The sequence below is a fragment of the Rhizobium sp. PK7-22 genome, from assembly GCF_056530405.1.
Genome location: NZ_CP096513.1, coordinates 890,798 through 903,096, shown reverse-complemented (window position 1 = coordinate 903,096; position 12,299 = coordinate 890,798). Strand labels below are relative to the sequence as shown.

Below are 12,299 nucleotides of genomic sequence, written 5' to 3'. Positions count from 1 at the left end.
GTTAAAGCCTTTGCACCCAAGCCTCCAGTGCCTGCCGGATCGCACGATCTGCTGGGACGGATTGATCGAAAGCCCACCAGGTATGGGCGCCCTGCCAGAGGGCAGCCATCTGCCAGCCTAGCAGATCGGCCTCCTGTCGATCCGTCGTCAGCCGCCGCCCTAACGCCGATGCAAGCATGCCACCCCATGCAGCACCCCTTGCACGAAGCTTGGGGTTGCGGATGTCCTCACGCAGAAGAAGAAGTCCATCAGTGGCATTGCGTTCTGCCGTGTCTGGAGGCATCAGCCGCAACAGAAGCTTGATTGCGCCCTCAGGTGTTAGGGCCTCTTCGTTGTCCGCCGCCACCGTTTCCGCGTCCAGGCGGTCCCACGCCTGAAGCAGGACCGCCTCAACCAGGCGCTCACGTTTTCCATAACGCTGCATTAAGGTTGCCGCTGCCAGGCCTGAGGCCTGTGCCGCGCGTACGAACGTCAGCCCGTCGGGTCCTGTGTGCATCATCAGCTCGAACAACGTGCCGAGGACCTGTTCGTCAGGGATTGTCTTGTGCCTAGCCATCGCTTTATATAAACGCATATTCATTTATAAATCAAGGAGACGTCGATGGCTAAGATCGTGGGTTATATAGCCGCCAGTCTGGATGGCCTGATCGCGGGACAGAACGATGACCTGGACTGGCTCTACAAGTACGACGAGATGGATCTAAGCGAGCATGACTACCGCACCTTCATCAAGGGCATCCGAACAGTGGTCATGGGCCGTAGCACGTATGATTTCATTGCTAACCAAAGCACGCCCTGGGCCTACGGGGAGCAACGCGTCATTGTCGTTACCTCACGCCCTATCGAAGATCCTAGAGGCGCAGTTGAGGTCAGAACGAATGTGGATGAGCTCATAGTTGAGCTTCGCGCGCTCGAGGATGGTGACGTGTGGATGCTTGGCGGAGGGATGCTTCAGATGGCATTTATGGAACGTGACGCGCTCGATGAAATCGAGATTTACATCATCCCAGAACTGCTCGGTGGGGGTCGGCCTCTATTTCCATTGACTGGCTTTAGAACAAGTCCGAACTTGATCAGCGCGAAGGCGCTCGACAAAGGATGTGTCCGGCTGCACTACCGATTCTCGCCAACCTTGGAAGCCTCCTGAGGCTGTTGCTTTGCAAATCTAGTTAAACAACGCTCGCTGGGGCCTTCGATACTTTCGCAATTGCCCAACATGATGGCTTTTTTGTCCGGCTTGAGCCGACTCCGGGCTACTGGGTCAGGTTCCGCATCCGCAGATGGGACAGGAGGCAGGGCAGCCAGCTAGCCCCAGTTTGTCCAACTCCGACAGCATAAGTTCCTTGCTCACCAACGGCATCTGTTACGCAGAAGGTATATTGGGGCAGGGTCGTAGGTCGATTTCTATCAAGCGAAGACTACTATCGACTGTGTACTGCCTCGATGAACCGCCGCGCCTTGGCAGCGACACTCGCCGCATCATCTCCCGGCTTGTAGAGGGACCCGCCGATGCCAAATCCGGCCGCGCCCGCCTTCAAGAAGTCTGCTATGTTGTCTGGCGTGACGCCTCCAACGGCAAGAACCGGAATGTCCTTGGGTAGAACCGCCTTCCATGTCTTGATCACGTGCGGCGGGATCGCCTCCGCCGGAAAGGCCTTGATGCCGCTCGCGCCGGCCTCAATGGCTGCAAAAGCTTCCGTCGGGATGGCGGCGCCCGGCAGGCTGATCATATTCGCGCGTCGCGAGGCCTCTATGGCGGCGGGATTGGCGTTGGGCGAGATGCTGACCTTGGCCCCCGTGGTGGCAACATCGGCAACCTGTGCCGGCGACTATATAGTACCGGCACCAATGACAGCCTGATCGCCAAACCGCCGCACCAGTATCTCGATGCTCTTTAGCGGATCCGGTGGGTTGAGCGGCACTTCCATGATGCGCCAGCCGGCCTCGACGAGAACCTCGCCCACCTCTTCGACTTCATCGGGGGTTATGCCGCGCAGGATGGCGACGAGATTGCAGGCGGCTAGGGCCTGTTCCAGGTTCATGTCGAACTCTCCGACTCGCGCCGGTTAATCATGCACCTGGAACGATCTCTGGAAACGCGGTCGGCTACCAATACCCAAGCGATCTTCCGTTGTTCTGATAGGCCCTCCGCGAGCCAGCGGGCCGTTTTGCCCGCTTCAACTTATAGCAGTCGAGTTCCGGAAGCTGAACATGCTGACAATTGCCAGGCTTCCAAGGAGGGATGAAATCGCCGGTCTAAGATAATCGCCCAACGCCGCGCCGCGTTTACATCTTGCTACACTAAACGCTAAATTAATGCGCCCGAGCTACAGGTAATTGTCTTCGAAAGCGAAGAGAGATTGGATCCGCAGTCGTGCGCCCCAGCTCTCCTGATGCTTTTGAAAGAGCATCATGCAGATACAGGAGAAAACGTGCAGTGCTCGGTCTAATCGCAAATCTACGGACGATGACGAAGCTTGTCGTTGCGTTCAGCCTAATCCTTCTCGTTGGCCTTGCGGTCAACTTGATCAGCATCAAGTCATCGAGCACTCAACAGGAAGCGACTCGCTGGACCGAGCATACATATAAGGTCCTTCGAGCAGTCGACGACATGATCGCGGGAATGGTCAATCAAGAAACCGGCGTGCGGGGCTATCTGCTATCAGGGGACGAGGCTTTCCTTGAGCCTCAAAGGGCGGGCAAAGTGCAATTCCGGGCTGCCTTTGACCTGACGAAAGGCCTTACTGCGGATAACGCACAGCAACAGAAGAGGCTTGCAGATCTCGACGCTCAGGTGAATGCCTGGAGCAACGAAGTCATGAGCAAGGAGATCGCGTTGATGCGTGATGCCGCGACTATTGAGCAGGCTCGGGCCATGGAGATTTCGGGCGCTGGCAAGAGCTACATGGATTCCATCCGTGCGATCGCAGCGGAAATTTCGAGCGACGAGGCGTCGCTACTCGATGAACGTGCTGCGGCATCTGCAGATGCCGCCAATTGGACGTTTTGGAGCATCATCATCGGTCTTGGTGCCACCGTGGTTATCATAGCGACTTCGCTCGGCATGCTATCCGCCACCATGATCCGGCCAATTCAGGCGATCACAGCCTCAATGAAACGGCTTGCTGGCGGCGATGCCGATACGGCCATTCCCTATGCGGGTCGCACAGATGAGATAGGCGAGATGGCGGCAGCGGTTGAAGTGTTTCGCGCCAATGCCATCGAAAACCGCCGATTGGAGCAGGAGGCCAACGCTCAGCGGACGCAGTCCGAAGAGCAGCGCCGCCGTACTGCGGAAGAGGAGCACGTGCGTGCCGAAGCCATGGCACAGGCGACATCAGGGCTAGCCGATGGTCTTAAGCAGCTTGCCTCTGGCAACCTGACCTTCCAGCTGTCGCAGTCCTTCGCTGAAGAGTTCGAGAGCCTCCGGTCAGACTTCAATCAGGCGGTAGCTCAGCTTTGCGAGACGATGACCTCAGTTGCTGGATCGACTAGCTCGATCGATAGCGGCTCGCGCGAAATCAGCCAAAGTGCAGAGGACCTGTCTAAGCGGACGGAACAGCAAGCGGCATCGCTTGAAGAAACCGCAGCGGCGCTAGATCAAATCACGACAAACGTCGCCAATTCCTCCAAGCGTGCGGAAGAGGCTCGCACTGTGGCCATTCAGGCGAACGAAAGCGCCCGCCAGTCCGGCGCCGTTGTTGCCAACGCAGTCGATGCCATGGGCAAGATCGAGCAGTCCTCGAACCAAATTTCTAACATCATCGGGGTCATCGACGATATCGCGTTCCAGACCAACTTGCTCGCACTCAACGCAGGTGTCGAAGCCGCCCGTGCCGGAGAAGCCGGTAAGGGCTTTGCCGTCGTCGCCCAGGAAGTGCGCGAACTTGCCCAGCGATCGGCAACGGCTGCCAAGGAGATCAAGGAACTCATCCGCAATTCCTCGGTGCAGGTCGGCAGCGGCGTCAAGCTGGTTAGCGACACCGGCGAAGCGCTGAAGACGATCGAGGCCTATATCGTCACCATCAACCAGCACATGGACGCGATCGCCACCTCGTCGCGCGAGCAGTCGGTCGGCCTCAACGAGGTCAATACGGCCGTCAACCAGATGGACCAGGTGACCCAGCAGAACGCCGCTATGGTGGAAGAAGCAAATGCCGCCGGCGCCACGCTCGCTAACGAGGCAGGACGTCTGCGCGAACTCGTTTCACAGTTCCAGATGGGCGGCGCGTCGTCCAGCCGTGCGCCACGTCGCACAGCTCCGGTCGCAGCAAGCATGCAGGCGGCACCGGCACACTCACCTGCCCGCGGGATGGTGAACAAGATCGCCCGCGCCTTTACCGGCAAGAGCGCAACAGCCGCAGCCGTTAGCAACGACAGCTGGGAGGAGTTCTGAGGCCTCTAGACAGCCAACACCAGATGGATCGAAGGCGGGCATCACAGCCCGCCTTTTCTTTTGCGGGCCGATGCAAAGTGTGATTGTCCGCTGGAGGCGCCACAGAAACCAAAGCTGACGTAGGTTACGTGGGCCGTGGCCCGGAAGAGGTTCACAACCGCTTCGTTGGGCTGCGGCGCGTTTGAGGCCTTGCCCTACGTGACTGCCCTGCTACATCCCGCTGCTGAAGCTGATGAAGCTTGACGCGGAGAGGGGCAGCAATGACAGCATACGTACCGGGTCTAATGGATCACGCCTTGGACGGCCGGTATCGGTTGCTTGTCGACGCCATCACTGACTATGCGATCTACATGCTGGATACGGCCGGGCATGTCAGCAGCTGGAACGCCGGGGCCAACCGGTTCAAGGGTTACACGGAAGAAGAGATCCTTGGCGAACACTTCTCACGTTTCTATACGCCTGAGGATCGGGAAGCGGGGGTGCCAGAGAAGGCGCTTTCTACGGCTGCATCAGTTGGGCGCTTTGAGGCCGAGGGCTGGCGGGTGCGTAAGGACGGCGAGCGCTTTTGGGCGCATGTCATCATTGACGCGATCAGAGATCCCCATGGTCAGCTCCTCGGCTTCGCCAAGATTACCCGCGACCTCACTGAGCGGAAGCACGCGGAGCAAATCCTAAAACGAAGCGAAGAGCAGTTTCGTCTTCTGGTTCAAGGCGTAACGGACTACGCCATCTACATGCTTGATCCGGAAGGCAAGGTATCAAGCTGGAACGCTGGTGCCGAGCGCATCAAGGGCTACACGCCTGAAGAGATTATCGGCCAGCATTTCTCCGAGTTCTACACGGAGGAGGATCGGGCAATCGATCTTCCTCGCACAGCGCTGGAAACGGCGGCAAAAGAGGGGCGTTTCGAGAAGGAAGGTTGGCGCGTCCGCAAAGACGGTACGAGGTTCTGGGCCAACGTTATCATCGATGCCATCTACGCCGATGATGGATCGCTGCTCGGCTTTGCGAAGATAACGCGCGATATCACTGAGAAACGGAAGGCGCAGGAAGCGCTCCAGCAAGCACAGCAGGAACTGTTCCAGGCGCAGAAGATGGAGGCTGTTGGGCAACTGACCGGTGGCGTAGCGCACGACTTCAACAATCTCTTGATGGCCATTCTTGGGAGCCTGGAAATTGCTCGTAAGCGAGCACTGGCTGGTCAAGATGTCATCGAAATGATCGACAACGCCATCAAGGGCGCGCAGCGCGGCGCCTCGCTTACGCAAAGGCTGCTTGCTTTTTCCCGCAAGCAAGAACTGAAGTTGGAGACGGTTGATGTCCCAGATCTCGTAAGGGGCATGGCTGAACTCCTTCAACGATCGATCGGCCCCACTGTTGAAATATCCCTAAACTTCCCACTGAGGCTGCCGCCAGTGCAGTCCGACCCTAACCAGCTTGCGAGTGCGCTGCTCAATCTTGCAGTCAATGCGCGCGACGCTATGGCGGATGGAGGTATGATAACCATCTCCGCTCGTAAACGTTCGGTGCGGAAAGGGGAGATCCAGGAGCTTGCTGCAGGCGACTATGTATGTCTTTCCGTCACCGATGAGGGGGAGGGAATGGACGCCGAGACCCTAGAAAATTCGATGGCACCGTTCTTTACCACGAAAGGCATCGGCAAGGGCACCGGGCTTGGCCTTCCGATGGTTCAGGGGCTCATGGCGCAGTCAGGGGGGAAGCTTCGCCTTCGTTCAGCGAAGGGTGAAGGAACAACGGCCGAGATGTGGCTTCCAGTGGCTGAAGTTGTCGAACAACCGGCGGTGGAGGTCCCCCAGGTGGTTTCGCACCCTGATCGGGCCCTGACAGTGCTGGTGGTTGATGATGATCCATTGGTCATCACGAATACGATATTGATGCTGGAAGACCTTGGGCATGAGGTGGTTCAAGCGCACTCAGGTGAGGAAGCACTTCGAGCCCTGTCCAGAGATGAGGAATTTGATCTGGTGCTCACAGATCATTCGATGCCCAAAATGACAGGCGCTCAACTTGCAGCACGGGTTCGTGAGCTGAAGCCCGATCTACCTATCTTGCTGGCCACCGGTTATGCCGAACTCGCGGCTAATTCGCCTGGAGCTGAACTGCCGCGGCTCGCAAAGCCTTTTACCCAGTTGGAACTCGAGAACGCCATCTGGGGAGCCGTATCCACCTAATGATGACCTTAAGGAGAGTTCTTTGGGGGGACAGTTGGTGCTGAGGTCCGAGGTCGCGGGTACACGGCGCCATGGGTCGATCCGATGCCCTTGGAGCCGCCGCCACATGCAGATCTGCGACTACGCTTGGCGGCGCTGCCTCTAAGCGTCTGAAATGGTTTTCCACGTTGACTCGTAATGGACAGGCCATGATCGGGGTCGCAGGTTCGATTCCTTTCAAGGCGATCGCTACCATCCCACCTTGCCCGCTATCCTATCGCCGGTTATACTGGTTTTGAAAAACAGTATAACGATGGAATCGAGCTTATGAAGTCTGTTGACCTCATGTACCAGACGATGCTTGCCGAGCTAGGTCAACGCTCGCTCGACGCCGCTTGGACGGCCGATTTCCCTCCGGAGGGTCGGTTCACCCCCGCAAACATCAAGGGTCGCAAATACTGGTACTTCGACATTCCGGATGGACACGGTGGTACGAAACGTCGTTACGTCGGTCCTGCCGACGATCCGGATATATCGCAGCGCGTCGCTGATCATAAGCGGGACAAGGACGATTTACGCGCTCGCAGGCGCTTGGTAAATACCCTGACCCGCGAAGGCGGGATGATCGCCCCTGACGCCATGTCGGGTGACATCGTCGAGGCCCTCGCCGACGGCGGTCTCTTTCGACTCCGGGGTGTTCTCATCGGCACGGTGGCCTTCCAGTGCTATTCAGGACTGCTGGGCGTCCGCCTTCCCATGGCTGCGATCCTGACCGGCGACGCGGACATCGCTCAGGACTACGCCATCAGCCGGGAGGTTGAAGACAGCCTGCCTCCGATCATCGAACTGCTGCAGGGCGTCGACGCCAGCTTCCGGCCAGTTCCCCATCGATCAGGATCCGCGGCCTCGTCAGCGTTTCAGAATGCCGAGGGCTACCGGGTTGAATTCCTGACGTCGAACCGTGGTTCGGACGACTACATCGACCAGCCGGCGAAGATGCCCGCCCTCGGCGGGGCCAGCGCGGATCCGCTGCGCTTTCTCGACTTCCTCATCAGGGATCCAGTCAGAACGATGCTGCTCCACCGAAGCGGTGTCCCAGTCGTCGTCCCTGATCCGTCCCGGTATGCGGTCCACAAGCTCATCGTCGCCAGCCGCCGACACACTGACGGGCAGGGGCCGGCGAAGCGAGACAAGGACATTCGTCAAGCTGCGCTGCTCTTTGAAGCCCTGCAGCAGACGAGGCGATCCGCCGACCTGGCGCTAGTCTACAACGAAGCTTGGGAGCGCGGACCTGCGTGGCAGGAAGGTATACGAACCGGGGCGGGAATACTGCCGGCACAAGATGCCGAGCGATTCAAGACGGCCCTGATCGAGGGAGCAAAGAAGAACCGCGAAGAAATTGAACTTCCGTTTGGAGAATAGGCTGTCGTCCGCTTCGAAAGCCAAGGAGTTGATCTGATTCGAAGTGGCGAAGACAAACATGGTGTCGAGAGTTCGATTCCGCTCAAGAGCGAAGAAGCTCATCCTCATTGACTGATGGGGTCTTCCTCCTATCCTCGATGCAGATCCGCAATGGCACATCGGTTGTACGTGCTGTGCGGGCGATGAGGAGAAAACATGTCCGGCTTCCTTGGCTTTCCTGAGCACTTTCCCGACGGTCGTCTGCCCAAGGCGGTGATGTTCGGTGCTGGTCATGGCAGCACCTACCCCGGAAAGGACAGCAGCGCGTTCGCCTTGGCTCCCGACTTGATCAGGGCGGCTAGCCAAGAGGACGCCGAACTGGTTGAGCATTGGGATTTCGATTTAGGAGGTCCGCTCTTCAACGGATATCCTAACTCATGCATCGACCTCGGAAACCTCGGCACGACTATGGAAGACAATGAGGGGAACCGAGCCCAGATCGAGCGGAAGACGCGCGAGATCTTGGCGCTACCAGCTGTACCCATTCTCCTCGGCGGAGACGATTCCACTCCGATACCTTTCTTAGCTGGCTTCACTGATCATGGACCGATCTGGGTACTGCAGATCGATGCTCATATCGACTGGCGTGACGAACTAGGCGGTGAACGTTACGGCTATTCCAGCCCGATGCGCCGGGCAAGCGAGATGCCGCACGTTGCGGGGATCGTTCAGGTCGGGATGCGCGGGGTGGGAAGTGCTCGTCTCGCAGAACTTGAAGCAGCGGTCGTTTATGGCAGTCGAATTGTGACTGCAAGAGAAGTTCATTCGCAAGGTGTTGAAGCCGCTCTTCGACATATCCCCAAGGGTGCAAACGTCGTCATCACCCTGGACTGCGACGGCCTGGATCCAAGCATCATGCCTGGTGTGATAGCGCCTTCACCGGGCGGGCTCACCTACACCCAGATAATCGATATTATCGCCGGGGTGGGGAACCGTGCGAGAATAGCTGGGTTCGATGTGGTGGAATTCTATCCGCCAGCGGACCTTGGGAGCCTCACCGCCCTCACCGCCGCTCGATTCCTCGTCAATGTGATAGGGCAGGTCGCCAGGCCCTGAGCCATTCCGACATGCACCGCCATGCCAATGATGCGCCGACGGCCGTCATGGCGCAGAAGCGCCAATACCGGCCGTGTGCCCAGTACAGCTAGAACAGCAAAGCCATCGCTACTCGACGGAGAGGATCAAGCCCGTTTGCAACCTGTCGGTCGAGATTGCTCCTAAGGTGCCGAGGAACAGCATCGCCTTCTAGAAGCTGGAAGCCCAGCCTCGCATAGAAGGGAGCGATAAAGGGCGCAAAGCGGTCTGTGGTCAATGTCGCACCCGCAAGTGGTCGACGCCGACCATCCTCGATCAAGGTCAGAATGAGGCTTCGACCGAGACCCCTTCCTTGCCACGCGGGTAGAACATCCACCTCCGCAATGTAAAGGTATCCGTCAACAACATATCCTCCCGAATAGCCGACGGCAGCACCATCTTCATCGCACGCGACATGCAGCATGTCTTCATCAAGGAAACGCTGCAACTCCTCGACACTAGTGGCAGCGGCGTCCCCGCCAACCGCACCAGCCTGTCGCAGAGTTTCAAAACAGGCCAATTCTATAGCTTGCAGCTTCTCGAAGTCACCGTGAGTTCCGTCTCTGATCAGCATTCGGTTCATCCACCTTTGTCGGCTCGTTCATGCCTCATACAATTGATGATTTGATGAACAGGCCATTGTCCGGCTGAGGCCGACTGCCGAATGGCACGGAAGCGCCAACACCGGACATTGCGGCTGCCGCAAAATTCCATAATTTGCGACGTTGCAAAAGTCAGGAAAACAAGTCTCGCTCCAATCGGGAGTTTCGCGACAACTGCGTGGGTCCGGGTTCGGTGCCACTGCGGCCAGCGCAGTTGGAGCGGCATTCCTGCCGCTCCAACTTAGCCATCAAATACTGGCATGTAGACCATGCAGGCCGGCATAAATGCCACCGCTGGCCATCAGCGTATCGTGTGTTCCCTCTTCGACAATCCCTTCATGAGTGAGGACGAGAATACGGTGTGCATGTCGGATCGTTGAAAGCCTGTGAGCAATCACCACCGTTGTTCTCCCGTTCGAAAGCTTCAGCAAAGCCTGTTGCACGGCTCTTTCGCTTTCATTATCGAGCGCGCTTGTCGCTTCATCGAAGATTAGAATGGGAGGGTTCTTGAGGAGTGCACGGGCAATCGTCAATCGCTGCCTTTGCCCTCCCGACAGCTTTACACCGCGTTGTCCGATATCCGTATTGTAGCCGTCCGGCAGAGCGATGATGAAGTCATGTGCGTAAGCGGCGCGAGCCGCAGCCTCGACCTCCTCATCCGTCGCGCCCGGCTTGCCGTAACGGAGGTTGTCGGCGACGGAACCAGCAAACAGATAAACATCCTGCTGGACCACGCCGATATTCTGCCGCAACGACGCCTGCGTCAGATCACGTACGTCATGGCCATCTATCCGGACCGATCCTAGTCTCACATCGTAAAAGCGCGGCAGCAGTGCGCATAGGGTGGACTTCCCGACGCCGGAGGGGCCGACCAAGGCAACGAATTCCCCCGGGCGGATGGTGAGCGAGACAGAATTGAGCACATCCGGCCCGTCACCATATCCGAAACCGACATCCAGAAGCTGGATTTCGCCCTTCGGTTCCTTCAGCGCAAGGGCTGAAGGCTGATCGGTTATCTCCGGCGCAACCTCCAGGATTTCCATCGCCCGAACGAAACTCGTGTAGCCTTCCTGCCAGAGCCGTACGACATTCGCCAACCGTTTGACGGGATCAACGAGGACGCCGACGCACAGAAGGAAGGTGAGAAGCTCGGCGATCGTCAGTTCCGCCGCAAGGATGCGCAGTCCGCCGAACAGGACGACCAGAAGCAGCAGCAATGCCGCAAAGCCCTCGGTCCCAACCGAAAACCACGCCTCGCTGCGATAACCGTCTGCCCTGCTGTCGAGAAATCGCCGGTTGAGCTTGGAGAAACGTGCGCGTTCGATCTCCTCGTTGGAAAAGGACTGAACGACACGAATGCCTGCTAGCGAATCCTCCACCCTTTCATTCACCTTGGCAATTACCCGCTTGCTTGCCTCGACGGCGTGCTGCATGCGCCGATTGAAATAAAGGGAATACAGGACCGCGAACGGAGTGAGGACAAGGATCACGAACGCCAATGGCGGATCGATGAAGAAAAGCACTAGCATGGCGCCGCCATATTTTAGAATGGCGATGAACAAGTCTTCCGGCCCGTGGTGGAACAGTTCGCCCAGCCAGAGCGAGTCCCCGGTAATCCGGCTCATCAGTTGACCGACACGCTGTCGGTCATAGAAACTGAACGAGAGCCTCTGGCAGTGATCGAAAAGCTCCTGGCGGATATCTGCCTCGATCCGGGCACCCATCAGATGGCCCCGATAGTCGACAAAGAAGGTCGCGGCCATTTGGGTCGCGACGATGCACAGCATGACGCCCCCCATGGCCAGGATTTGCCAGCGGGCGGATGCCGCATCTTGCATCTCGACAAGATGTCCGATCACGATGTTGGCGCAGACTGGCAGCGCGACGGCAGCCGCCGCGACGATAATCGCGCACACCATATCAGCCATCAGCAGCGGCAGATGCGGCCGATAATAGGATAGAAACTTGTTCAGACGCTTTTTGCGCCCGTCTTGATGTGCGTGATTTGCGGTGAAGGCTGCTTTATGACGCGGCGAGCTTTTCCTCGCGCGTGGAGACGAAATAGACATGAAGCTCAAAATCCTGAGTGTTGATGTTTGTTATTTTGGTTCTCAGGATCGTTTTCATCGGTCTCTCCATAGGCTTTAACCGCGACCTGTCCTAACCGCACATCCTAACTATTTAATGACATTCGGCCCAAGCATACAGTTTGCTTCAAAGGCCAGTTGTCGTTTGTCAGTTAACCGCAAGAATGCGGGCGTTTGGATTTCGTTTGGCACTTAATCTGAGACTTTCGGCAAGCGCCGTGGCAAATTAGTTGCTAGTTTCAGGCAATCCTGGTTTGCTTGCGCTAGCTGCTAAGCTATTGAAGACATGGCTAATACGGATTCCTGTTTACGCCGCAGCGATCGGGAAATCATCGAATACGTCACAGATATCGCAGGCGACTAAATTCGCAAGTTAAGTGCCAAAATACCTGTAACAATCTCAAATTAACTGCCGCGTCTCAGATTAGATGCCGCGCTACCTCATTGAAAATGTTGGGGCAAGATTCTTACGGTTAACTGCAAAGCGACACCCGGATGGCAATCCCGG

9 protein-coding genes and 1 pseudogene are annotated in these 12,299 nt (G+C 57.5%); 5 read left to right on the top strand and 5 right to left on the bottom strand.

The window, feature by feature from the left end:
- Window position 1: 1 nt before the first annotated feature.
- Window positions 2-556, bottom strand: coding sequence for a TetR/AcrR family transcriptional regulator (locus tag M1E10_RS04560; RefSeq protein WP_499173475.1), 555 nt, complete (start codon window positions 554-556; stop codon window positions 2-4).
- 45 nt (window positions 557-601) lie between these two features.
- Between M1E10_RS04560 and M1E10_RS04555 the strand changes: the two genes are divergently transcribed.
- Window positions 602-1,147, top strand: coding sequence for a dihydrofolate reductase family protein (locus M1E10_RS04555; protein ID WP_499172938.1), 546 nt, complete (start codon window positions 602-604; stop codon window positions 1,145-1,147).
- 274 nt (window positions 1,148-1,421) lie between these two features.
- Here M1E10_RS04555 and M1E10_RS04550 read toward each other — a convergent pair.
- Window positions 1,422-1,814, bottom strand: a pseudogene (locus M1E10_RS04550) (beta/alpha barrel domain-containing protein); the annotation flags it as partial.
- A gap of 15 nt (window positions 1,815-1,829) precedes the next feature.
- Window positions 1,830-2,042, bottom strand: coding sequence for a beta/alpha barrel domain-containing protein (locus M1E10_RS04545; RefSeq protein ID WP_499172937.1), 213 nt, complete (start codon window positions 2,040-2,042; stop codon window positions 1,830-1,832).
- 425 nt (window positions 2,043-2,467) lie between these two features.
- Between M1E10_RS04545 and M1E10_RS04540 the strand changes: the two genes are divergently transcribed.
- The 4 genes from M1E10_RS04540 to M1E10_RS04525 all read left to right on the top strand — a co-directional run bounded on the left by M1E10_RS04540 (window position 2,468) and on the right by M1E10_RS04525 (window position 9,084).
- Entirely contained in the window at window positions 2,468-4,396 is a 1,929-nt protein-coding gene (locus tag M1E10_RS04540) for a methyl-accepting chemotaxis protein (protein ID WP_499172936.1), read from the top strand.
- A gap of 260 nt (window positions 4,397-4,656) precedes the next feature.
- The gene (locus tag M1E10_RS04535) at window positions 4,657-6,588 is read left to right on the top strand and encodes a hybrid sensor histidine kinase/response regulator (RefSeq protein ID WP_499172935.1); all 1,932 of its coding nucleotides are present in this window, start codon (window positions 4,657-4,659) and stop codon (window positions 6,586-6,588) included.
- A 306-nt stretch (window positions 6,589-6,894) separates the two neighbouring features.
- Window positions 6,895-7,989, top strand: coding sequence for a nucleotidyltransferase family protein (locus M1E10_RS04530; RefSeq protein WP_499172934.1), 1,095 nt, complete (start codon window positions 6,895-6,897; stop codon window positions 7,987-7,989).
- A 195-nt stretch (window positions 7,990-8,184) separates the two neighbouring features.
- On the top strand, window positions 8,185-9,084 hold the full coding sequence (locus M1E10_RS04525) for an agmatinase (protein WP_499172933.1): 900 nt from the start codon (window positions 8,185-8,187) through the stop codon (window positions 9,082-9,084).
- Between the two features lie 88 nt (window positions 9,085-9,172).
- Here M1E10_RS04525 and M1E10_RS04520 read toward each other — a convergent pair whose 3' ends face one another.
- On the bottom strand, window positions 9,173-9,676 hold the full coding sequence (locus M1E10_RS04520) for a GNAT family N-acetyltransferase (RefSeq protein WP_499172932.1): 504 nt from the start codon (window positions 9,674-9,676) through the stop codon (window positions 9,173-9,175).
- Window positions 9,677-9,952: 276 nt separating this feature from the next.
- Window positions 9,953-11,773, bottom strand: coding sequence for an ABC transporter ATP-binding protein (locus M1E10_RS04515; RefSeq protein ID WP_499172931.1), 1,821 nt, complete (start codon window positions 11,771-11,773; stop codon window positions 9,953-9,955).
- Window positions 11,774-12,299: the final 526 nt, after the last annotated feature.

Excerpts from the sequence above, each read along its gene's own strand:
- M1E10_RS04560 (WP_499173475.1), bottom strand. The coding sequence starts at position 556 with ATGGCTAGGCACAAGACAATCCCTGACGAACAGGTCCTCGGCACGTTG.
- M1E10_RS04555 (WP_499172938.1), top strand. The coding sequence starts at position 602 with ATGGCTAAGATCGTGGGTTATATAGCCGCCAGTCTGGATGGCCTGATC.
- M1E10_RS04545 (WP_499172937.1), bottom strand. The coding sequence starts at position 2,042 with ATGAACCTGGAACAGGCCCTAGCCGCCTGCAATCTCGTCGCCATCCTG.
- M1E10_RS04540 (WP_499172936.1), top strand. The coding sequence starts at position 2,468 with ATGACGAAGCTTGTCGTTGCGTTCAGCCTAATCCTTCTCGTTGGCCTT.
- M1E10_RS04535 (WP_499172935.1), top strand. The coding sequence starts at position 4,657 with ATGACAGCATACGTACCGGGTCTAATGGATCACGCCTTGGACGGCCGG.
- M1E10_RS04530 (WP_499172934.1), top strand. The coding sequence starts at position 6,895 with ATGAAGTCTGTTGACCTCATGTACCAGACGATGCTTGCCGAGCTAGGT.
- M1E10_RS04525 (WP_499172933.1), top strand. The coding sequence starts at position 8,185 with ATGTCCGGCTTCCTTGGCTTTCCTGAGCACTTTCCCGACGGTCGTCTG.
- M1E10_RS04520 (WP_499172932.1), bottom strand. The coding sequence starts at position 9,676 with ATGCTGATCAGAGACGGAACTCACGGTGACTTCGAGAAGCTGCAAGCT.
- M1E10_RS04515 (WP_499172931.1), bottom strand. The coding sequence starts at position 11,773 with ATGTCTATTTCGTCTCCACGCGCGAGGAAAAGCTCGCCGCGTCATAAA.